Genomic DNA, 21,225 nt, shown 5'->3' with positions numbered 1-21,225 from the left:
CACCCGTCCCCGCCGACGTCCGGGAAAAGGGGCGGCGCCGCCCCGGCTCCGGTCACCCCGGGCGGGGCGGGCGTCGCCCGGTCGGGTCAGTCGCGGTGGTGGCGGCCGGTGGAGCGCAACGACCGCCGGCCGCTCTCCTGCTCGGGTTCGTTGTCCGGGACCGGCTTGCTGAGGCCGGCGACCCAGTCCACGTACTCCTCGTCCTGCGCCGGCAGCGGCTCGGACTCCCGGTCGGCCGGGGCGTCCTCGGCCCGGGGCCGGTTGCGGCGGAACAGACCCAGCCGGCCCCGGCCCCGCCCGGTGGGCTGCTCGGCCTCGGCGGGCGACGGGGAGCCGGGCGCGGGCGCCTCCGCCCGGGCGGTGGGGATGCCGTTCTCCGGCGCGGCGTCGACGGGCGCCGGGACGGGACCGCCCCGTCGTGCGGTGGTGAGCGCCTCCCAGTTCGCGGCCCGGGCCAGGTCGGGCATCGGGGCCCGGTGGCGGGGCCGGGGTGCCGGGTCGGGCGCGGGTTCCGTGGCCGGCTGTGCGGCCTCGGCCGTGCCGTCGGCCTGGGGCCGGGGCGAGACGGGCCAGGCTGGGGTGGGCGGGGGAGCGGTGCCGGCGTCCGGCCCGACGGCCCGGCCGGGAGCCGCCTCGCCGTCCGCCGCGAAGAGCGGCACCGCGCGCGGGCAGCTGTCGTCCGGCCGCGGTACGCCGGAACCCGCAACGGCCGTGCTGCCGGGCGCGACGTCGGCCGCGGCGCCGAACTCGGGACCGGTCGTGCTGCTGGGCTCGGCCCCGGTCGTGGTGCCGGACCTGGCCTCGGTCGTGGTGCCGGACCTGGCCTCGGTCGTGTTGCCGGACTCGTATCCGGTCGTGGTGCCGGACTCGTACCCGATGGTGGTGCCGGGCTCGGACCCGGTCGTGTCGTCGAGCGCGGGGCCGGTCGCGGTGTCGGGTCCGGTTCCGGCCGGGGCACCGAGCTGGGGGCTGGTTGTCGTGCCGGGTGCGGTCGTGCTGGGCGTGGTGTCGGGCGCGGCGGAGGCGTCTTTGGACGGCGACGACATCGCCGCGCCGGGCTCGGCGGCCCCGGTCTCGGGGGCGCCCGTGACGACGGGCACCGGGCCCGCACCCTCCGGTGCCGCCGGGGCGGCGGGCTGGCGCGTCGAGCGGGGCTTACGGGTGCGGCGGGGCTTGGGCGCGTTCGGGACGACCCGCTGGTCGGCGACTGCCTCTGCCGGCTGTCCTGCGGGTGCCGGTCCCTCGGCCGGCTGTGTTGGTCCCTCTGCCGGCTGGCCTGCGGGAGTCGCTGCTCCGGCCGGCTGTCCGTCGGGCGCCGCCGCCCCGACCGGCTGTGCCGCAGTCGTCGCCCCTCCGGTCGACCGTGCGGCGGCCGTCACCTCCCCGGCGGGCTGCGCGTCGGGGGCCGTCTTCCCGGCGGGCTGCGCGTCGGGCGCCGTCTTCCCGGCTGGCGGCGCCTCGTCGGCGACCGGCGCCGCCGGGACGACCGGTGCGACCGGTGCGGCCGGTGCGGCCGGTGCGGCCGCGAAGGGCGGGGCCGGGGCACCCGGTGCGGACGAGGTGCCCGGGGCGTGCTCGTCGGTGCTGTCCTGGGTGCGGGTGGGCTCCGGTTCGCGGCCTCGGTCGACTGTGGGCGGGTTGCCGGGAGTCGAAGCCGGCGGTTCGGCCGTCCACGCGGGAACCGCGCCCGCCCGGACGTCGGCGGCGGGAGCCGGGACGGTTCCTCCGTCGGCGGGCCAGTCCCAGTGCGGGGGCACGGCCCGGGGTGCCGGGCCGTCGCCGGTGGCGGCGGTGACCGCGCCGGAGCCCGTACCGCCGCTGGCCTGGTCGGCGACGACCAGGGTGGCGCCGGCCAGGTCGACCGTCTCCGGCTCGTCGCTCCCGCCGGTGGGCGCCGGGGTCTGCGGCAGCGCCGGACCGGTGGGCAGGGGCCGGAGGATGTCGGTCGGCTCGATGGCCCCGGTGGGGGCGGTGCGCGTGACGAGCGGCCAGCGCAGCAGCGCGGCCGCGGCCGACCCGAGCGCGCCGAGGGCCACCGCGAGCAGCGCCGCGTAGTACGGCGTGAGTTGGTAGCGGTCGGCGGTGTCGCCCGGACCGGCGGTCAGGTAGGCGAACGCGACAAGCGCCGGTCCCGCCACCCCCGTCGCGCCGCTGACCAGCGGCGGGTGGCCCCGCCACCGGGCCAGTCCGCCGGTCGCCGCGCCGGCCAGCAGTGCCACCAGCGGCAGGACCACCAGGGCCAGCCCCTGCACCGCGCCGGCGTCGAGGGACGCCGGCTCCAGCACCCCCAGTCGTACGGTGCCCAGCGGGCCGGTCGAGACCAGCGACGGGGCCACCGAGACCAGGGCCAGCAGCCAGAGCGCGCCCGCGATCGCCGCCACGTTCCATCCCACCGGCGGCTGGAGCAGGACGGCGACGGCGGCGCCCGCGCCCACCAGCGCACCGAGGACCGCGCAGATGCCGACGGCCCAGACCGGGTCCATCGAGACGAGTTCGGCCGCCCGGGCCGGCTGCATGCAGAGCGGCGCGACGACGGTGGCGCCCAGCGCGGCGGCGCCGGCGACGGCGAGCAGGCGCCCGGTGCCGGCCAGCCCGCCGTCCCGGCGGGCCAGGCGCTCGGTGAGCACCGCGCCCACCACGGCGGCGTTCGCCGCGAACCAGCCCGCCCAGACGAGCTGGGCCGGCCACTGGTTGATGGTGGCGCCGGTGAAGGTGCCGGAGAGCCGGACGATGCCGAAGCCGAAGGCGATGCCGAGCTGACCGGCCCCGGCCAGCAGGCTCACCCCGAGCGCGGTGAGCAGCAGTCTGCCCCAGGTCCGAAAGGCCATGTCCGGCACGTTACGCACCTGTTGACCAGGCCGCCACCGGCGCGCCGCGAGCGGGGGGCGACCCGCCGGCCGGTGGTTACTTCAGTTCGACCAGCCGGGCCAGGTACGTCGTGTCGCCCACGTTGGTCAGCATGTGCACGGCGCCCGGATCCCGGTAGACCACCCCGCCGGTCGGCTCGTCGGCGTCGATGAGGGTGCCGTCGATCGTCTGTACGACGTTCTTCGCGCCCTGGATCGCCACCACGAGGTACGGGTGGTCGTGCCGGTGCAGCGGCTGCCGCTCGCCCGGCTCCAGCCGGATGTGCCAGACGCGGACGCGGTCGTTCTCGTACACGATCTCCTGGCCCACCGGGCCGAGTTCGAGGTGTGCGTCGGTCATCGGGTTCCGTCCAGTCGGGGGAGCACCTCGGCGGCGATGAGCTCCAGGTGGTCGAGGTCGGCGAAGTCGATCAGGCGCAGGTGCACCCGGGTGGCGCCGACGGCGGCGAACTCGCCGATCCGGTCGACGAGCTGCGCGGGCGAGCCGACCACCGCGTCCTCCGGCGGCAGCGCGCTCGTGGCGTGCAGCGGGGCGGCGCGGCGCTGCGCCTCGGCGTCGGTGCGGCCGATCGCCACCACGATGCCGGCGGAGAGGGTGAGCGGGGCGCGTCCCGACTCGGCCCGGCCGGCCCGGTCGCAGGCCTCCCGCACCCGCTCGTACGCGGCGGCGGTCTCCGCGACGGTCTTGAACGGCATGTTGAACTCGTCGGCGTAGCGGGCGGCGAGGTCGGGGGTGCGCTTCGGGCCGCGTCCGCCCACGATGACCGGTGGGCCGGGCACCTGCACCGGCTTCGGCAGGGCGGGGGCGTCCACCAGCCGGTAGTGGTCGCCGGTGAAGCTGTACGTCTCGCCCGGCGGCGTCCGCCACAGCCCGGTGATGATCTCCAACTGCTCGGCGAGCCGGTCGAAGCGCTCGCCGATGCCCGGGAACGGGATGCCGTAGGAGGTGTGCTCGCGTTCGTACCAGCCGGCGCCGATGCCGAGGTCGACCCGGCCGCCGCTCATCTGGTCCACCTGGGCCACCATCACGGCCAGCGGGCCGGGCAGCCGGAAGGTGGCGGAGGTGACCAGGGTGCCGAGCCGGATCCGGCTGGTCTCGCGGGCCAGCGCGGCCAGCGTCAGCCAGGCGTCGGTCGGGCCGGGGGGCGCGGGCTCGTCACCCATCGCCTGGTAGTGGTCGGCGCGGAGGAAGCCCTCGAAGCCGCCGTCCTCGGCCAGCCGGGCGAAGCGGAGCTGGTCGTCGTAGCTGGCGCCCCGGTGCGGCTCGGTGAAGACGGTGACCCGCATGCTCATCGTGTTTCTGCGCCGGCTGTCACCGGCAGGTCCCGCTCCATGAGGAGTTCGTGCAGGTCGGCGCTGACCCGGGCGACGTCCGCCAGGTGCGCGTTGCGGCCGAGGGTGCGCGGTCGCGGGATGTTCACGTCGACCACCTTGCGGATCCGGCCGGGGCGGGGGCTGAGTACGACCACCCGGTCGGCCAGCAGCACCGCCTCGTCGATCGAGTGGGTGACGAAGACGACGGTGGCCCCGGACGTCATGTGCACGCGCTGCAACTCGCCGGAGAGTTCCTCGCGGGTGAGCGCGTCGAGCGCGGAGAACGGCTCGTCCATCAGCATCACGCGGGGCTCGCCGATCAGCGACCGGCACAGCGAGACGCGCTGCTGCATGCCGCCGGAGAGTTCGTGCGGCAGCCGCTTCTCGAAGCCGCCCAGTCCGGCGAGTTCCAGCAGTTGCCGGGCCCGGTCGCGGTGCTTGGCCCGCTTCCAGCCGAACATCTCGACCGGCAGCAGGACGTTGTCCAGGACGGTGCGCCAGGGGAGCAGGGCCGGCCGCTGGAAGAGCATCGCGATGTCCGGGCGGGGCTTGGTGATCGGCGCACCGGCCACGGTGATCCTGCCCTCGCTGACCGGGAGCAGGCCGGCGATCAGACGCAGCATCGTGGACTTGCCGCAACCGGAGCGGCCGAGTACGGCGACGAACTCGCCCGCCGCCACGTCGAGGTCGATGCCGCGCAGCGCCTCGACCCGGCCGCTGCGGCCGTCGAAGGTGCGGGACACCCCGGAAAGCTTGATCATCTCCGGCGGACCTCCTGAGTCGGCGATCAGCGATCGCGGCCCAGGGTAACCGCCTGGTGTGGACGACACGACGTCCGGGGTGGAAGCGAGGATTTTTCCGTAACGAAACCCATACGCCGGGCATTGTCAGGGCCGGTTTCTCGTACGCTGTGCCAGCTAAGAGTCCCCTCACGACGGTTTGCCGGCCCAACCCCTCGGCCGGCCCGCCAGACAACCCCCTCCGGCGGCGGCGCGCCGCTCCGGTCGGAAAGGACATGGTGCACTGATGAGAAGGCTGACCCGTACGGTCGCTGCCGCTGCGCTGGCCACCGCCCTCGCCCTGGTCTCCGGGTGCAGCGGCGACTCGGACTCCGGCGCCGACGCCAAGGGCGGCAACGGCGCGGCGTTGGAGAAGGTGACCTACCTCACCTCGTTCGGCAACTTCGGCCGTGACGCCTACGCCTGGGTCGCTAAGGAGAAGGGCTTCTTCAAGGAGGCCGGGTTCGACGTCGACATCAAGCCGGGTCAGGGCACCAACGCCGTGATCTCGACAATCGTCGGCGGCCAGGCCCAGTTCGGCCCGATCGACCTCACCGGCGGTCTGCTCCAGCTCGGCGGCGGCCAGGCCAAGGACTTCGTCGCGGTCGCCGCGATCCAGCAGCGCACGATGGCCGCCATCGCCACCGTCGAGGGCAAGGGCATCGCGTCGCCGAAGGACCTGGAGGGCAAGAAGCTCGCCGACACCGAGGGCTCCGTCGTGCGCAACCTCTTCCCGACGTACGCCCGGATGGCCGGCGTGGACGCCAGCAAGGTGCAGTGGGTGCCCGGTCAGGCGCAGGCCCTGATGGGCATGCTCGGCAACGGCACGGTGGACGGCATCGGTCAGTTCGTCGTCGGCCAGCCCACGATCGAGACGGTGACCAAGCAGAAGGCCGTCATGCTGCCCTACAGCAACGTGATGCAGGACCTCTACGGCAACGTGCTGATCACCTCCTCCAAGATCGCCAAGGAGAAGCCGGAGATGGTCAAGCGGTTCACCGGGGCCCTGTTGAAGGGCCTGGACTACGCGCTGACCAACCCGCAGGAGGCGGGCGAGCTGCTGAAGAAGAACGTCGACGCCGCCAACCCCGCCGCGGCCGCCGCCGAACTCCAGCTCATGGCCGGCTACGTGCGTTCCAGCAACTCCGGCACCCAGCTCGGCACTCTGGACAGCGGCCGGGTCGCCAAGAGCATCGCGATCCTGCAGGGCGCCGGCGCGCTCAAGCAGAACATCACCCCCGACCAGATCATCGACTTCAGCCTCGCGCCGAAGGCCTGACAGCCGCCCACCGTGGCACGGGGGGTGCGGTCGACCGGGGCGACCCGGTGGACCGCACCCCCCGTCGCGTGCCGGCCCGGCCGGCAGGAGAGGAGAAATCCGTGACGGAGACGACCGGTACCCGGTCCGTCCGCACCGGGACGGAGCCCGCGGCCCCGCGCCGCTCCGGCGTACGCCCGGCAGCCGTCGGGCTGCCGCTGCTCGGCGCGGTGATCACGGTGGCCGCCTGGTGGCTGGTCACGTCGGGCCTGCAACTGGTGCACCCGGTGTCGCTGCCCCCGCCGCAGGCGGTGTGGAAGGCGCTGGTCGCGGGCGCCGACGTGCTGATGCCGGCGCTGGGCGTCACCACCACGATGACGGTGGTCGGCTTCCTGCTGTCGACGGTGGCCGGGGTGCTGATCGGGATGGCCCTGGCCGGATCCCGCCGCGTCGAGCGGATGTTCGCGCCGCTGCTGGTGGCGGTCAACGCGGTGCCGAAGATCGCCCTCGGGCCGCTGCTGGTGGTCTCGGTCGGCTGGGGTACGAAGCCGATCCTGACCATGGTGTTCCTGCTCTGCTTCTTCCCGGTCGTGCTCTCCACGGCGACCGGTCTCACCACCACCCCCAACGACCTGGCCGAGCTGGCCCGGTCGCTGAACGCCTCGTGGTGGCAGGCGTTCCGCAAGGTGCGCCTCCCCGCCGCGCTGCCGCAGATCTTCGTCGGGCTCAAGGTGGCGATGCCGCTGGCCGCGATCGGCGCGGTGATCGGCGAGTTCTACTCCGACAAGCCGGGGCTGGGCTACCAGATCCTGCAGTACAACGGCGTGGGGGACACCGCGACCGCCTGGGCGGCGATTGTGCTGATCGCGCTGATGAGCATCCTGCTCTACAGCGCACTGTCCCTGGTCGAGCGGCTCGCCCTGCCGTGGGTCCGCGCCACCACGTCGGCCCGCTGACCGGTCGGAACGGTCGATGGTGTGGCCCGCCGGGGTACGGCGGGCCACACCGACGCGCTGGTCCGACGCGGTCCCGTGCGTCGGGTCCCGTCCACCACCGACCGGCCGGTCAGCCCGCGAGGCGCCAGCGCCCGTTGCGCGCGACCAGGGTGGTGAGGGCCTGCGGCATCAGGCCGGAGTGGTTGTCCGGGGTCATCCGGATCGGCCCGGAGAGACCGTCCAGCTGGGTCGTCTCCAGCACGTTCCGGACGCCGTCGCGGTCGACCTCGCCGGGCTCGCCGCCCGAGCGGAGTTCGGCGTCGGCGATGAGCTGCACCGCGTCAGCCGCGAACGAGGAGGATCCGTTGTAGCCGCCGAAGCGGGCGGTGTAGTCCTGGAACCACTGGCGGCGGGCCGCCTTGGCCGGGGTGGTGGCGATGACGTCGTCGATCACCATGGTCTGGGTGAAGACCAGCGTGGTGCGTTCGGTCGCCCCGGACGCGGCACCGAGGAAGAGGTCGCCGGCCGCCGTCGCGTCGAAGAAGAGTTCGCCCTTGTACTTGGCCTGCTGGGCGGCGGTGGCGGCCAGCGTCGCCTGCTCCGCCGGGGTCCAGACGACCAGCGCGTCCGGCTTCTTGTCGATCAGGTCCTTGACCGGCTTGGCGACGTCGGTGGCGGTGGTGCGCACGGCCTCCTCGCGCAGCAGTTTGACGCCGGCCTTCGCGAACTCGGCGCGCAGCGCGGTCAACCCCTCGCGGCCGTAGGCGTCGTCGCTGTGCAGCACGCCCGCCTTGCGGACGCCCTTGCGGCGCATCTCGCCGGCGAGGGCGGCGGCGCTGTCGGCCGCGTTCGGGGAGAGCTTGAACACGTACCGCCGGTCGGCGACTGGGGTGGACACGGCGCTGGAGGCGGCGAGCGCAATGGTGGGAATTCGCTTCTCGTTGATGGTGCGGACGGCACCGACGGCGCATTCGTTGCAGCCGCCCATGATGATGGCGCTGACTTGGGAATCAGCGCTGAAGTCACCGATGTTGCGCAGCGACTCGCTCGCGTCCGACCGGTTGTCCTTCACCCGCAGCTCGACCTTCCGGCCGTTGAGCGCGCCGGAGGAGTTCAGCTGCTCGACCTTCAGTTCCAGCGCCCGCTGGTACGCCTTGCCGACGGGCGCGGCCGCGCCGGAGAGCTCGAGGTCCGCGGCGATGACGATGGGACTCGTGTCCTGCTCGTCCGCCCCGAACTGGCAGCCGGTGAGCGTGGTGGCCAGCACGGCCGATGCGAGCGCCGCGGCGGTCGCGGAGCGGATGGGGCTCAACTCAGTCCTCCAGATGCGGCCCGGGCGGTACCCGGTCACCGCCGGGTTGTCCGTCCTCAGTAGAGGAACGGGATCGGTCTGCCGTACGGTGTGCGCGAAGCCTGCAAAACCTTGCCAACGCCGCGCCCCGCGGTCAAGCGGAGCCTCGGATGCGTTTCGGGACACGTATCCCACATGGTGGGGCAACGGGAAGTTTGCAAACGCTTACTAATACGACACGGATGACCACTCTGGAGTTACATGCCCTGTTCACGGGCATGGAGAATTGAAGGTATTAGTTGACCGGATCACGGGATGCGAGCCCTCAGACCGTTTCCTACCCCGCCGCGACTTCCCAAACAGGATCAGTTCTGATGAAATCGCGGCCGTGCCGCGTGTGGCGCAGTCCGCTGCACCGGGCGCGAGTCGGCGGGGCAGGCGTGGAAGAAACGACGGAGGCGATGTCGTGAGCACCGGACCGACGACCCTGCCCGCGAGTGGCGACACCGAACAGCCCAAGCGGCGTCGGCTGCCCCGGCTCCGCGACGTGCGGATCCGCTCCAAGCTCGCCCTGATCCTGGTCGTGCCGGTCGCCGCGGTGCTCGCGTTGGCCACGGTCCGACTCGTCGCCGTCGGTGAGAACACCTTCGACGCCAACCAGGCCCGGGCGCTGACGGCGCTCTCCATCGACGTCTCCGCGCTGACGCAGGACCTGCACGCCGAGCGGATGGCCGCCGCCGCCTTCCTGTCGACGCCGCAGCAGAAGGCCGACGCCTACAACCTGCGGGTGCGCAGCACCGACGAGCGGGTCGAGGCGTACCGGGCGGAGCGCGGACGGGTCGGCGAGGTGCCGGCCGCCGTACGGGAGCGGCTGGCGACCATCGACGAGCACCTGGAGACGCTCGCCAGCACCCGGCAGGAGGTGCTGGACCGCCAGCAGATGGCGGTCGCCGAGGCGGCGCTCCGCTACGGGGTCATCATCACCGACCTGGTCGCGTACGGCGACGGGCTGGCCCAGCTGCCCGGCGACGAGCGGCTCTCGGACGCCCGGCGCGCGGTCGCCGCGTTCGCCCGCGCCAAGGCGGCCGTCGCCGAGGAGCAGTCGGTCGTCTACACCGCCCTCGTCGCCGGCAAGCTCGACGAGGAGCAGTTCTCCTCCTTCGTGGCCACGCTGACCAGCCAGCAGGAGGCGCTGGTCGCCTTCTCCCTGGCCGCCGACCCGACCCAGCGCGCCCTGGTCGACAGCACGGTCTCCGGTGACGCGGTCACCCTCGCCGACCGGGTGGCCGCCGACATCACCCGCTCGGTCGGGCAGACCTCGCCGGTGACCGCCCAGGACGCCACCGCCGCCATCGGCGCGGTCAACGACCTCATGCGGTGGGCCGAGATCCGGCTCCAGGACCGGCTGCTCAGCCAGGCCGACCAGGCCCGGTCGGACGTCATCCGGCAGGCCTTCATCGAGACGGCGCTGGTGCTGCTGACCCTCATCGTCGCGGTGACCCTCGCCGTGGTGCTGGCCCGCTCGCTCAACCACTCGCTGCGCCGGCTGCGGGAGGGCGCCCTCTCGGTGGCGAACCACGACCTGCCGGACGCGGTCAAGCGGCTGCAGAACGTCGGCAACGTCGGCGACGGCGGCGTCGAGGAGATCGTCCGGCAGGTACGCGACCCGATCCAGCTCAACAACCGCGACGAGGTGGGCCAGGTCGCGCTCGCCTTCAACGTCGTACACCGCGAGGCGGTCCGGGTGGCGGCCGAGCAGGCCGCGCTGCGTACCAGCGTCTCGGCGATGTTCCTCAACCTGGCCCGGCGCAGTCAGACCCTGGTCGACCGCATGATCGGCGAGCTCGACGCGATCGAGCGCGGCGAGGAGGACCCGAAGCGGCTCGCGCAGCTCTTCGAGCTGGACCACCTCGCCACCCGGATGCGCCGCAACGACGAGAACCTGCTCGTCCTGGCCGGCGCCGACTCCGCCGTGCCGCGCCGCGACGACGCCCTCCTGGTGGACGTGCTGCGGGCCGCGCAGTCCGAGGTGGAGCTCTACAACCGGATCGAGTTCGGCACCGTCGACACCGACATCTCGGTGGCGGCACACGCGGTCAACGACGTGGTGCGGCTCGTCGCCGAGCTGCTCGACAACGCCACCCGCTTCTCGCCGCCGACCACCACCGTGGTCGCCGACGCCCGACGGATCCGGGACTACGTTCTGATCCAGGTCGAGGACCGGGGCCTCGGCCTGACCGACGACCAGCTCGACTCGCTCAACCGGCGACTGGCCGCCCCGCCGAGCGTCGACGTCGCGGCGTTCCGGCTGATGGGTCTGGCCGTGGTCAGCCGGCTGGCCTCCCGCTACAGCATCCGCGTGGAGCTGCGCCGCAACGTGGAGGGCGGCACCGTCGCCCAGGTGACGCTCCCCGCCGCGACGGTGGTGCTGCCGCCCGTGCACAGCCGGGACCAGCAGATCACCCGCCCCCGGCAGCCGCTCGCGGTCGAGCAGAACCCGCTCACCCCGGCCGGCCTCGGCGAGCCGGCCGGCGCGGGGCGTACCGCCTCGGCCACCCTCACCGACCAGTGGCGGTCCGCCGCCCCGACGCCGTGGCAGGCCCCGGAGCAGGCGCGGGACACCGCAGCCCCGGTGCAGGCCGGTGGCCTGATGTCGCCGCCCCCGGCGGCACCCCCGACCCGGCCTTCCTTCGCCGGCGGAGGCCCCTCGGTCGGTACGCCGACCGTCGCGTACCCCACGGTCGACGCGCTGCCCAAGCGCGTCCCCGGCGGGGATGCGCAAGCGCCGGGCGCTCCGGCGCTGCCGGTCGGCCCGATCGCAGGCTCGCCGGCCACCGGGCTGTCGGCGGGGTTCGCCGGCTCCGCCCGGGAGACCGGCTTCGGCACCGACCCGGGCGCCGGCCGCGGCCTCGGGGCCGGCCTGGCCGCCACGGCCCCGCCCGCCCCCGCCGCGCCGATCACCCCGCGCGCCGAACTGCCGGCCGAGGCACCGATCTTCCGGGAGATGGAGGCGGTGTGGTTCCGGTCGCACGGTAACGACGCCACGGCCATCTTCACCCGCCCCGACTTCAGCCAGTCGGCCGCGGCCCAGCAGGCCGCCGGGGCGCCCAGCGCCGCAGCACCCGCCGCCCAGCCGGCCGCCGCCCAGCCGGCACCGGCACAGCCCCGCGCGCCCCGACTGCCCACGCGTACGCCGGGCAGCACCGACACCGCTCCGCTGCCCGTGCAGCCGGCACCGCCGTCGTACACCCCGCCGGCCGCGGCGCGACCCGCCCCGCCGGCCACACCTCCCGCCGCGCCCCCTGCGGCGCCCCCCGCCGCGCCGGTCGCGGACCCGCCCCCGGCGGCGCCCGCGTCCGACACGGACGCCTGGCGGACGGCGGCAGACGAAGGCTGGACCCGGGCCAGCCGGGCGGCGGCCCCCGCCACCGCCGGCACCACCCGCTCGGGGCTGCCCAAGCGGCAGCCGCAGGCACAGCTCGTGCCCGGCGGGATCGAACCCCGGAGCGGCCGCGACCGCAGCCGGCGTACCCCGGACGAAGTTCGGGGCCTGTTGTCGGCCTACCACCGCGGCGTGCAGCGCGGCCGGGCGGCCGGCACGGACCAGGACAGCACCTCGACCAAGGAGACGAGTCGATGAACAGGCCAGCGGCCATGCAGGACATGAGTTGGTTGCTCACCAACTTCGCCGACAGCGTGGCGGGGATCGCCCACGTGGTGGCGGTGTCCGCCGACGGGCTGCTGCTCGCCTCCTCGCGGGACCTGCCCGCGGACCGGGCGGACCAGCTCGCGGCGATCACCTCGGGCGTGGTCAGCCTGACCGAGGGCGCCGCCCGGATGTTCAGCGCCGGCGGTGTGCTCCAGACGGTCATCGAGATGGACAGCGGCTACCTGTTCCTGATGTCGATCAGCGACGGCTCGTCGATGGCCGTGCTGGCGGCCCGCAGCTGCGACGTCGGTCAGGTGGGTTACGAGATGGCGCTGCTGGTCGAGCGGGTCGGTGCGGCGCTGGTGCCGCTGCCCCGGGACGCGGTGCGGTCCTAGCGGGCGCGACGCGCGGACGTGCGTCGCCAGGAACGAGAGGATCCGGTGCCCGACCAGGGGCCCGGCCGGGAGAGGAGGTGATCGTCGATGGACCAACGGCGCGTGGACCCACGTGGTGCGCTGGTACGGCCGTACGCGGTCACCCGCGGCCGGACCGAGGCCCGGATGGACATCGCCCTGGAGGCGGTCCTGACGGCCAGCGCGACCCAGGCTGCGGAGGCCCGCTTCGCGGGGCACGACAAGCACCGCATCGCCAACGTTTGTGAGGGCCGGGCGCAGTCGCTGGCCGAGATCTCCGCGTACACCCGGATGCCGCTGGGCGTCACCCGGGTGCTGGTCGCCGACATGGTGGCCGAGAGCCTGCTGACGCTACACACTGCCGCTCCCGCCGAGGGGTTCGAGGAGCGGATGGAAATCCTTGGAAGGGTGCTAAGTGGACTTCGCAGGCTATGACCCCGCCGGGGCCCGCCGAAACCGGGGAATCATCTCCGCGAAGATCGTGGTCGCGGGTGGCTTCGGCGTGGGCAAGACGACCCTGGTCGGCGCGATCTCGGAGATCACCCCGCTGAGAACCGAGGCGGTGATGACCGCGGCCGGTGTCGGCATCGACGACCCGTCCAAGGTGCCGGGGAAGCAGACCACCACGGTCGCCATGGACTTCGGCCGGATCACCATGGCCGAGGACCTGATCCTGTACCTCTTCGGCACGCCCGGCCAGACCCGGTTCTGGTTCATGTGGGACGAGATCATCAAGGGCGCCGTGGGGGCGGCCGTGCTGGTGGACACCCGCCGGATCACCGACGCCTTCGCGCCGCTGGACTACTTCGAGAACCGCCGGCTGCCGTACGTCGTGGCGTTGAACCGCTTCGACGGCGCGCCGCAGTACGAGCTGGAGGAGGTCCGCGAGGCGCTGGCCATCTCGCCGGACGTGCCGCTGGTGCTGACCGACGCCCGGCACCGGGACGCGGTCAAGCAGGTGCTGGTGACCGTCGTCGAGCACGCCATGCTCCGCCTCGAGGCCGAGCACGGCCGGGGCTACCCGGCGCCGGTCGGCTGATCGGGACGGCTCCCGCCTCCGGGTCGCGTCAGTCGACCCGGAGGCGGTAGCCGCGCTTGACGACCGTCTGCACCACCCGGGGCGCGCGCAACCCGGCGCGCAGCCGGGCCACCGCCATCTCCACGGCGTGCTCGTCGGCGCCGCGCGGCAGCGTACGCAGCAGGGCGGTCCGGGACAGCACCCGACCCGGCGAGCCGCACAGCGCCCGCAGCACCGCCATCGGCGCCGGCGCGAGCGGACGCAGTTCGCCGTCGACCACGGCGGCGTGCCCGCGCAGCGTGAGCAGGTGACCGGCCACCTTCAGGGTGACCGTCCGGCGAGGCAGTTCGTCGACGATGGTCCGGACCAGGGCGCCCAGGCGGGCCCTGGCCGGCGCGCTGACCGGCACCCCGCGCCGCAGCAGCGGCTCCGCGGTGACCGCGCCCACGCAACTGGCGAGCACGTCGCCCCGGAACGCGTCCAGCACCGCCTCGGAGCGGTCCCCGGCGGCGCGCAGCAGCGCCTCGGCCGCCGGGGCCGAGGTGAAGGTGACCGCGTCGACCAGCCGGCCGGCGACCAGGTCGATCAGCCGGTGCAGCGGGGCCGGGTCGGTCGGCGGCGCCCAGCGGTAGACGGGCACCTCGATCACGGTGGCCCCGGCAGCCTCCAGCGCCAGCGTGCACTCGGGCTGCCGCTCGCCGTGCAACTGCATGGCGACCACCTGCCCGGCCACCCCGCGCCGGCACAGGTGCTCGATCACCTCGTCGCAGCTCTCCGAGTCGGGTGACCACTGGTCGTGCAGGCCGGCGGCCCGGATGGCCCCGCGCGCCTTGGGCCCGCGGGCCACCACGTACGCGTCCGCCAGGACGTTGCGCAGCGGCTCGGCCAGCCCCCAGCCCTCGGCCGCCTCCAACCAGCCGCGCATGCCGATGCCGGTGTTGGCCATCAGGACGTCCGGCGGCCGGTCCAGGCAGGCCCGGGTGGCCTCCCGCAGGTCGGTGTCGTCGGCCAGCGGCACGATCCGCAGGGCCGGGGCGATCACCACCCGGGCGCCGCGCCGTTGGAGCAGCGCGGCGAGTTCGTCCCGCCGGCGGTCGGCGGTCACCCCGATGGTGAAGCCCGCCAGTTCGTCGCGCATTCACTCCTCCTGTCGCAGCCGCACCTCGACCAGGCCGTCCCGGCAGCGCACGTCGTGCCGGGACGCGGCGACGCCGGGCAGGTCCAGGCAGACCCCGGTGCGCAGGTCGTACACCTGCTTGTGCAGGGGCGAGGCGACCGTCGGCACCCCGCCCCGGCTGCCGACGATTCCCCGCGACAGCACGTACGCCCCGGCGACCGGGTCGCGGTTGTCGAGGGCGAACAGCCCGTCGGCGGTGCGGAAGAGGGCCACCTGCACGCCGTCGACGAGCGCGGCGACGCCCCGGTCGGGGTCCAGCCGGTCGAGCGGGCAGACCGGCGTCCAGGTGCGCGTCGGGTTGGGCATCGTGATCGTCATCGCCGTACCTCCGGCAGTCGGGGCGTCGTGGTGGTCATCGCCGCACCTCCGGCATGCCCAGCGTGACCGGCTGCCGGCCCTCGCCGGCCTGCGCCGGGCCCACCGGGACCGGTTGGCCCCGCTCGCGCGCGAACGTGATGGACGGGTCGGGCACCCCGGGGGCGTTGACGAAGGAGTCGAACCGGCGCAGCCGGACCGGGTCCTCCAGCACGTCGCGCCACTCGTCGGAGTAGGCGTCGACGTGCCGGGCCATCGCGGCGTCGAGTTCGGCGCAGAGGCCGAGCGAGTCGTCCACGATCACCGCGCGGAGGTGGTCCAGCCCGCCCTCCATCGCCTCGATCCAGGCGGCGGTGCGTTGCAGCCGGTCGGCGGTGCGGATGTAGTACATCAGGAACCTGTCGATGAGCTGGACCAGCGCCTCCGTCGACAGGTCGGTGGCGAAGAGGTCGGCGTGCCGGGGCCGGAAGCCGCCGTTGCCGCCGACGTAGAGGTTCCAGCCGGTCTCGGTGGCGATGATGCCGAAGTCCTTGCTGCGCGCCTCGGCGCACTCGCGGGCGCAGCCCGACACCGCAGACTTGATCTTGTGTGGGCCGCGCAGCCCCCGGTAGCGCAGCTCCAGGGCGACGGCCAGCCCGACCGAGTCCTGCACCCCGTACCGGCACCAGGTCTCGCCGACGCAGGACTTCACCGTGCGCAGCGCCTTGCCGTACGCGTGGCCGGACTCGAAGCCGGCGTCGACCAGCCGGCGCCAGATCTGCGGCAGCTGGTCGACCCGGGCCCCGAACAGGTCGATCCGCTGCCCGCCGGTGATCTTCGTGTAGAGCTGGAAGTCCCGGGCCACCTCGCCGATCACGATGAGCTTCTCCGGGGTGATCTCGCCGCCGGGGATCCGGGGCACCACCGAGTAGCTGCCGTCGCGTTGCAGGTTGGCCAGGAAGTGGTCGTTGGTGTCCTGCAACGACGCCTGCTCCCCGTCCAGCACGTGCCCGGTGCCGAGGGAGGCGAGGATCGAGGCGACCACCGGCTTGCAGATGTCGCAGCCGCGGCCCCGGCCGTGCTCGGCGACGAGCTGCGAGAAGGTGCGGATGCCACGGACCCGGACGATGTCGAAGAGTTCCTGCCGGCTGGCGTCGAAGTGCTCGCAGAGGGCGGTGGACTGCCGCACGCCGGCCGCGTCGAGGAGCTGCTTGAGCATCGGCACGCAGGAGCCGCAGCTCGTGCCCGCCCGGGTGCACGCCTTCAGCGCCGGCACGTCCGCGCAGCCGCCGGCGATCGCCGCGTCCACGTCCGCGCGGGTCACCGCGTTGCAGGAACAGACCTGCGCGGCGGCGGGCAGCGCGCCGGCGCCCGCGCCCGCCGCGCCCTCGGGGGCGAGCAGCGCCAGCGGCGGCCCGGGCAGCGGACCGCCGACGCTGGCCCGCAGCGTCGGGTACGCGCTCGCGTCGCCGACCAGCACCCCGCCGAGCAGGGTCTGCGCGTCGTCGGAGAGGACCAGCTTGGCGTAGACCCGGGTGGCCGGGTCGGTGAACGTCACGTCGAGGCAGCCCGGCGTCGTGCCGTGCGCGTCGCCGAACGAGGCCACGTCCACGCCGAGCAGCTTCAGCTTGGTGGCGGTGTCCGCGCCGGGGAAGGTGGCCGCCCCGCCGACCAGCCGGTCGGCGACGACCTCGGCCATCGCGTACCCGGGGGCGACCAGGCCGTGGCAGACGCCGTCGACCGCCGCGCACTCGCCGACCGCCCAGATCCGCTCGTCGGCGGTACGGCAGGCGCCGTCGACCAGTACGCCGCCGCGCGGGCCCAGGGCGAGACCGGCCGCTCGGGCCAACTCGTCGCGGGGCCGGATGCCCGCCGCGACCACCACCAGGTCGGCGTCGAGCAAGGTCCCGTCGGCCAGTTCCAGCCCGGCGACCGTGCCGTCCGGGCCGGACCGGATCGCGGTGGTGGCAACGCCCAGGCGGGTGGTCACGCCCAGCTCGTCGACGTACCGGCGGAGCATCGCGCCACCGGCCGTGTCCACCTGCACCGGCATCAGCCGGGGCGCGAACTCCACCACGCTGGTGTTCAGCCCGAGCAGCCGCAGCGCGTTCGCCGCCTCCAGCCCGAGCAGTCCGCCGCCGATCACCGCCCCCGTCCGCCGGCCCGCCGCGTGCTCCCGGATCGCCTCCAGGTCGTCCAGCGTCCGGTAGACGAAGACCCCAGGCAGGGACGCGCCGGCCACCGGCGGCACGAACGCGGACGAGCCGGTGGCCAGCACCAGCGCGTCGTACGGGTGCTCGCCGGTCGCGGTGCGCACCAGCCGCCGCTCCCGGTCGATCTCCGTGGCCGGCTCACCCAGGCGCAGCTCCACCCCGTCGTCGGGGGTGTGCAGGTTCAGCTCCTCGGCGCCGACCCCGTCGAAGAACGCCGAGAGCCGCACCCGGTCGTACGCCGGGCGGCTCTCCTCGGCGAGCACGGTGACCCGCCACCGCCCCCCGGGGTCACGGGCGCGCAGCGCGTCGACGAAGCGCTGCCCCACCATGCCGTTGCCGACGACGACCAACCTGCTGATTCGCCCGCTCATGACCGCACTCCGCTCCGCTGCGTGCCGTCATGAGGCACCGTCGCACTGAGTTTGTTGATTCGCTCGCTCATGACCGCACCTCCGCCGAATCCACCTCGGACAGCCAGCCGACGATGCCGGCGACCGCGTCCCGGCAGCCGCCGCACCCCGTGCCGGCCCGGGTCGCGGCGACCACGGCGTCGACCGTCCGGGCCCCGGCACGCCAGCAGCCCACCAGCGCCCCCTTGCTGACGTTGTTGCACTGGCAGACGGTCGCCGCGTCCGGCATCAGGGCCGGCGTCGCGGCGGGCGCCGCTGCCGCCGCGCCGAACGCCCGGCCGAGCAGCAGCGAGCGCCGGTCGGCCGGCACCGGCTGGCCCCGGTCGAAGAGCTGGATGACCGTGCCGACCGCCGGGTTGTCGCCGAGCAGGATCGCGGCGGTCAGCCGCTCGTCGTGGATGCGCAGCCGGGCGTACGTGCCCCGGGACGGGTCCGCGAAGGTCAGCTCCTCGCCGGCCCCGCCGTCGCCCGGGTCACCCATCGCGGCGAGATCGATGCCGGTCGCCTTGAGCCGGGTCACCACCGGGCGGGGCCGGTAGCGGGCCTGCGGGTCCTCCCCGGTGAGCACCTGCGCCACCACCCGGGCCTGCGCCCAGGCCGGGGCGACCAGCCCGGTGAGGTTGCCGTCGTGCTGGGCGCAGTCGCCGACCGCCGAGATGCGCGGGTCGCTGGTGCGCAACCGGTCGTCGACCAGCACGCCCCGTTCCACGGCCAGCCCGGCCGCGCGGGCGAGGGCGGTGTCGGGGCGTACCCCGCAGGAGAGGACCAGCAGGTCGGCGGCGAGTGATCGGCCGTCGGCCAGGTCGAGGCGGACCCCGTCGGCGTCCGCGACCACCCCGGTGGCCGACACGGCCAGGTGGGTGGTGACCCCGAGGCCCGCGAGCGTGCCGGCCAGGACGGCCGCGCCGGCCGGGTCGAGCTGCCGCTCCATCAGGTACGGCACCGGGTGCACCACGCCCACGTCGAGGCCCCGGGCGGCGAGCCCGCGGGCCGCCTCCAGCCCGAGCAGCCCGCCACCGAGCACCAGGGCGCTGCGCGCGCCGTCGGCCACGGCGAGGATCCGGCGGCAGTCGTCAAGCGTGCGGAACGGCACCACCCGCTCCGGCAGCCCGGGCCCGGCCAGCCCGGGCAGCGGCGGCACCACGGCCCGGCTCCCGGTGGCGAGCACCAGATGGTCGTACGCGACGCGGTCGCCGTCGTCGGTGTGGACCGTGCCGGCGGCGCGGTCGACGGCGGTGACCGTCACGCCGGTACGCAGGTCGACGCCCTGCCCGGCGGCCTCGGCCAGCTCCACGTCCGGCTCGCCGACCTTGCCCGCCAGCAGGGTGGAGAGCATGATCCGGTTGTACGCCCGGTGCGGCTCCGCGCCGAGCACGGTGACCTTCCGGTCCCCGCCCCGGGCGTGCAGCTCGCCGGCCAGCCGGGAACCGGCCATCCCGTTGCCGATGATCACGACGCGTTCGCTCACGGCCGCGTCACCGGGCCCTGCCGGACGATTCGCTCGCTCATGGTTGCTCCACCCTCTCCAGCCGGACGGCGCAGATCTTGAACTCCGGCATCCCGGAGACCGGGTCGACGGCGTCGTTGGTGACCGAGTTGGCCCGCGCGCCGCCGCCCCAGTGGAACGGCGCGAAGACGGTGTCCGGCCGGATCGCGGTGCTGAACCGGGCCGGCGCGCAGAACTCGCCCCGACGGGAGACCACCCGCACCGGCTCGCCGTCGTCGATGCCGAGCCACCCGGCCAGGTCGGGGTGCAGCTCGACGAACGCGTTCGGGGCGGCCCGGCGCAGTGCGGCGACCCGGCGGGTCTGGGTGCCCGACTGGTACTGCGCGAGGACCCGGCCGGTGGTGAAGTGCAGCGGGTACTCGGCGCACACCTCCTCGGCCGCCGGCCGGTGCTCCACGGCGTGGAACCGGGCCCGCCCGTCGGGGGTGGGAAAGCGGTCGGCGAAGAGCCGGGGGGTGTCCGGGCCGCCCTCGGCCGGGCAGGGCCAGAACACCCCGTCGCGTTCGTCGATCCGCTCCCAGCTCACCCCGGCGTAGTCGGCGATCCCGCCGGCCGAGGCCCGCCGCAGCTCCGCGAACACGACCCGCGGATCGCTGGCGTCCGCCCCACCGGCACCACCCCGGAGGCGGGCGGTGAGGTCGGCGAGGATCTCCAGGTCGGTACGGACGCCGGGCGGCGACGGGCGCAGCGCGCGGCGGCGCAGCACCCGGCCCTCCAGGTTGGTCATCGTGCCGTCCTCCTCGGCCCACTGGGCCGTGGGCAGCACCACGTCGGCGAGCGCGGCGGTCTCGGAGAGCAGGAAGTCGGCGACCACCAGCAGGTCGAGATCGCGTAGCCGGCCCTCGATCCGGGCGGCCCGGGGTGCGGAGACCACCGGGTTGGAGCCGAAGACCAGCAGCGCCTTCGGCCCGTCGGGCGTGCCCAGCGAGTCCAGCAGCTCGTACGCCGGCACGCCCGGCCCGGGCAGCTCGTCGGCCGGCACCCCCCAGACCCCGGCGACGTGTTCCCGGGCGGCCGGGTCGTCGATCCTGCGGTAGCCGGGGAGCTGGTCGGCCTTCTGCCCGTGCTCCCGCCCGCCCTGCCCGTTGCCCTGCCCGGTCAGGCAGCCGTAGCCGGAGCCGGGGCGGCCGGGCAGCCCGAGGGCGAGCGCCAGGTTGACGAAGGCGGTGACGGTGTCGACGCCCTTGGCGTGCTGCTCGGCGCCGCGCGCGGTCAGGATGATCACGCGTTCGGCGGTGCCGAGGGCCCGGGCGGTCGCCTCCAGGTCGGCCACCGGCACCCCGGAGAGCGCCTCGGCGCGGGCCGGCCACCAGCCGGCCACGCTGCGGCGGACCGCCTCGAAGCCGGTGGTACGGGCGGCCACGTACTCCCGGTCGATCCAGCCCTCGGTGAGCGCGACGTGCAGCAGCGCGTTCGCCACCGCCAGGTCGGTGCCGGGCAGGGGTTGCAGGTGCAGGTCGGCCTGGCGGGCGGTGGCGGTGACCCGGGGGTCGACCACGATCAGCCGGCCGCCGCGCTCGCGCTGCTCGGTCAGCCAGCGCACCAGCGGGGGCATGGTCTCCGCCGGGTTCGCGCCGACCAGCAGCAGCGTGTCGGCCCGGCCCAGGTCGGCCAGCGGGAACGGCAGGCCCCGGTCGATGCCGAAGGCGCGCATCCCGGCCGCCGCCGCCGAGGACATGCAGAACCGTCCGTTGTAGTCGATGTGCCTCGTGCGCAGCGCCACCCGGGCGAACTTCCCCAGCGCGTACGCCTTCTCGTTGGTGAGCCCGCCGCCGCCGAAGACGGCGACCGCGTCGCGGCCGTGTCGCTGCTGGACGGTGCGCAGGCCGGTGACGATCCGGTCGAGGGCGGCGGCCCAGCTCGCCGGGCGCAGTTCGCCGCTGGCCGCGTCCCGCAGCAGCGGGGTGGTCAGCCGCTCGGGGTGGTCGAGCAGTTCGGCGGCGGTCCAGCCCTTCTGGCAGAGGCCGCCCCGGTTGGTGGGGAACTGCCGGGGGAGCACCGTCGCCCGGCCGGCCTCCTCGCGCAGCGTCATCCCGCACTGGAGGGCGCAGTACGGGCAGTGCGTCGCCACCTCCCGGGGCGTCCGCCCCGGTCCGGTCG

The 21,225-nt window shown here is 74.7% G+C and carries 16 protein-coding genes; 6 read left to right on the top strand and 10 right to left on the bottom strand.

Annotated features, from left to right (window positions below):
* Positions 1-86: 86 nt before the first annotated feature.
* The 4 genes from ACLQ20_RS05695 to ACLQ20_RS05680 all read right to left on the bottom strand — a co-directional run bounded on the left by ACLQ20_RS05695 (position 87) and on the right by ACLQ20_RS05680 (position 4,942).
* On the bottom strand, positions 87-2,828 hold the full coding sequence (locus tag ACLQ20_RS05695; protein ID WP_425854445.1) for a hypothetical protein: 2,742 nt from the start codon (positions 2,826-2,828) through the stop codon (positions 87-89).
* A 76-nt stretch (positions 2,829-2,904) separates the two neighbouring features.
* A complete protein-coding gene (locus ACLQ20_RS05690; protein ID WP_088998381.1) occupies positions 2,905-3,207 on the bottom strand; it encodes a cupin in 303 nt (100 codons plus the stop codon).
* Complete coding sequence (locus tag ACLQ20_RS05685) at positions 3,204-4,154, bottom strand: LLM class F420-dependent oxidoreductase (RefSeq protein ID WP_151454594.1); 951 nt, start codon at positions 4,152-4,154, stop codon at positions 3,204-3,206. The genes ACLQ20_RS05690 and ACLQ20_RS05685 overlap by 4 nt, the downstream gene beginning before the upstream one ends.
* Before the next feature lie 2 nt (positions 4,155-4,156).
* Entirely contained in the window at positions 4,157-4,942 is a 786-nt protein-coding gene (locus tag ACLQ20_RS05680) for an ABC transporter ATP-binding protein (protein ID WP_151454592.1), read from the bottom strand.
* Between the two features lie 265 nt (positions 4,943-5,207).
* Between ACLQ20_RS05680 and ACLQ20_RS05675 the strand changes: the two genes are divergently transcribed.
* Together ACLQ20_RS05675 and ACLQ20_RS05670 are read left to right on the top strand one after the other, a co-directional pair.
* A complete protein-coding gene (locus tag ACLQ20_RS05675) occupies positions 5,208-6,239 on the top strand; it encodes an ABC transporter substrate-binding protein (protein ID WP_425854443.1) in 1,032 nt (343 codons plus the stop codon).
* A 101-nt stretch (positions 6,240-6,340) separates the two neighbouring features.
* Positions 6,341-7,174: an ABC transporter permease gene (locus ACLQ20_RS05670; protein ID WP_425854441.1), complete on the top strand. Its 834-nt coding sequence runs from the start codon at positions 6,341-6,343 to the stop codon at positions 7,172-7,174.
* A 109-nt stretch (positions 7,175-7,283) separates the two neighbouring features.
* Here ACLQ20_RS05670 and ACLQ20_RS05665 read toward each other — a convergent pair whose 3' ends face one another.
* The gene (locus ACLQ20_RS05665) at positions 7,284-8,465 is read right to left on the bottom strand and encodes an ABC transporter substrate-binding protein (RefSeq protein ID WP_151454589.1); all 1,182 of its coding nucleotides are present in this window, start codon (positions 8,463-8,465) and stop codon (positions 7,284-7,286) included.
* Between the two features lie 445 nt (positions 8,466-8,910).
* Here ACLQ20_RS05665 and ACLQ20_RS05660 point away from each other — a divergent pair, with 445 nt between their 5' ends.
* The 4 genes from ACLQ20_RS05660 to ACLQ20_RS05645 all read left to right on the top strand — a co-directional run bounded on the left by ACLQ20_RS05660 (position 8,911) and on the right by ACLQ20_RS05645 (position 13,545).
* Positions 8,911-12,084, top strand: a complete 3,174-nt coding sequence (locus tag ACLQ20_RS05660) for a sensor histidine kinase (protein ID WP_327029586.1) — start codon at positions 8,911-8,913, stop codon at positions 12,082-12,084.
* Positions 12,081-12,488 (top strand): roadblock/LC7 domain-containing protein, encoded by a 408-nt coding sequence (locus ACLQ20_RS05655; protein ID WP_067359650.1) that lies wholly within the window; start codon positions 12,081-12,083, stop codon positions 12,486-12,488. Before ACLQ20_RS05660 ends, ACLQ20_RS05655 begins: the two co-directional genes overlap by 4 nt.
* A gap of 87 nt (positions 12,489-12,575) precedes the next feature.
* Positions 12,576-12,941, top strand: a complete 366-nt coding sequence (locus ACLQ20_RS05650) for a DUF742 domain-containing protein (protein WP_151454587.1) — start codon at positions 12,576-12,578, stop codon at positions 12,939-12,941.
* On the top strand, positions 12,922-13,545 hold the full coding sequence (locus ACLQ20_RS05645; RefSeq protein ID WP_088998389.1) for a GTP-binding protein: 624 nt from the start codon (positions 12,922-12,924) through the stop codon (positions 13,543-13,545). Before ACLQ20_RS05650 ends, ACLQ20_RS05645 begins: the two co-directional genes overlap by 20 nt.
* 28 nt (positions 13,546-13,573) lie before the next feature.
* On the opposite strand, the gene ACLQ20_RS05640 is transcribed toward ACLQ20_RS05645, so the two are convergent.
* The 5 genes from ACLQ20_RS05640 to ACLQ20_RS05620 form a co-directional block, all read right to left on the bottom strand.
* A complete protein-coding gene (locus tag ACLQ20_RS05640; RefSeq protein ID WP_151454586.1) occupies positions 13,574-14,662 on the bottom strand; it encodes a uroporphyrinogen-III synthase in 1,089 nt (362 codons plus the stop codon).
* Positions 14,663-15,007, bottom strand: coding sequence for a nitrite reductase small subunit NirD (nirD, locus tag ACLQ20_RS05635; protein WP_425854830.1), 345 nt, complete (start codon positions 15,005-15,007; stop codon positions 14,663-14,665).
* 46 nt (positions 15,008-15,053) lie between these two features.
* Positions 15,054-17,579, bottom strand: a complete 2,526-nt coding sequence (gene nirB, locus ACLQ20_RS05630; RefSeq protein WP_425854439.1) for a nitrite reductase large subunit NirB — start codon at positions 17,577-17,579, stop codon at positions 15,054-15,056.
* 67 nt (positions 17,580-17,646) lie between these two features.
* On the bottom strand, positions 17,647-19,086 hold the full coding sequence (locus ACLQ20_RS05625) for an FAD-dependent oxidoreductase (RefSeq protein WP_425854438.1): 1,440 nt from the start codon (positions 19,084-19,086) through the stop codon (positions 17,647-17,649).
* Positions 19,087-19,123: 37 nt separating this feature from the next.
* The gene (locus tag ACLQ20_RS05620) at positions 19,124-21,157 is read right to left on the bottom strand and encodes a molybdopterin oxidoreductase family protein (protein WP_425854828.1); all 2,034 of its coding nucleotides are present in this window, start codon (positions 21,155-21,157) and stop codon (positions 19,124-19,126) included.
* Positions 21,158-21,225 lie beyond the last annotated feature (68 nt).

Source organism: Micromonospora sp. DT46 (assembly GCF_049841735.1).
Lineage (GTDB): Bacteria > Actinomycetota > Actinomycetes > Mycobacteriales > Micromonosporaceae > Micromonospora > Micromonospora reichwaldensis.
The sequence above is the reverse complement of the archived record's forward strand: the minus strand, read 5'-3'. Positions and strand labels throughout refer to the sequence as shown.

Excerpts from the sequence above, each read along its gene's own strand:
- ACLQ20_RS05695 (WP_425854445.1), bottom strand. The coding sequence starts at position 2,828 with ATGGCCTTTCGGACCTGGGGCAGACTGCTGCTCACCGCGCTCGGGGTG.
- ACLQ20_RS05690 (WP_088998381.1), bottom strand. The coding sequence starts at position 3,207 with ATGACCGACGCACACCTCGAACTCGGCCCGGTGGGCCAGGAGATCGTG.
- ACLQ20_RS05620 (WP_425854828.1), bottom strand. The coding sequence starts at position 21,157 with ATGACGCTGCGCGAGGAGGCCGGCCGGGCGACGGTGCTCCCCCGGCAG.
- ACLQ20_RS05640 (WP_151454586.1), bottom strand. The coding sequence starts at position 14,662 with ATGCGCGACGAACTGGCGGGCTTCACCATCGGGGTGACCGCCGACCGC.
- ACLQ20_RS05650 (WP_151454587.1), top strand. The coding sequence starts at position 12,576 with ATGGACCAACGGCGCGTGGACCCACGTGGTGCGCTGGTACGGCCGTAC.
- ACLQ20_RS05675 (WP_425854443.1), top strand. The coding sequence starts at position 5,208 with ATGAGAAGGCTGACCCGTACGGTCGCTGCCGCTGCGCTGGCCACCGCC.
- nirD (WP_425854830.1), bottom strand. The coding sequence starts at position 15,007 with ATGCCCAACCCGACGCGCACCTGGACGCCGGTCTGCCCGCTCGACCGG.
- ACLQ20_RS05655 (WP_067359650.1), top strand. The coding sequence starts at position 12,081 with ATGAACAGGCCAGCGGCCATGCAGGACATGAGTTGGTTGCTCACCAAC.
- ACLQ20_RS05685 (WP_151454594.1), bottom strand. The coding sequence starts at position 4,154 with ATGCGGGTCACCGTCTTCACCGAGCCGCACCGGGGCGCCAGCTACGAC.
- nirB (WP_425854439.1), bottom strand. The coding sequence starts at position 17,579 with ATGAGCGGGCGAATCAGCAGGTTGGTCGTCGTCGGCAACGGCATGGTG.
- ACLQ20_RS05680 (WP_151454592.1), bottom strand. The coding sequence starts at position 4,942 with ATGATCAAGCTTTCCGGGGTGTCCCGCACCTTCGACGGCCGCAGCGGC.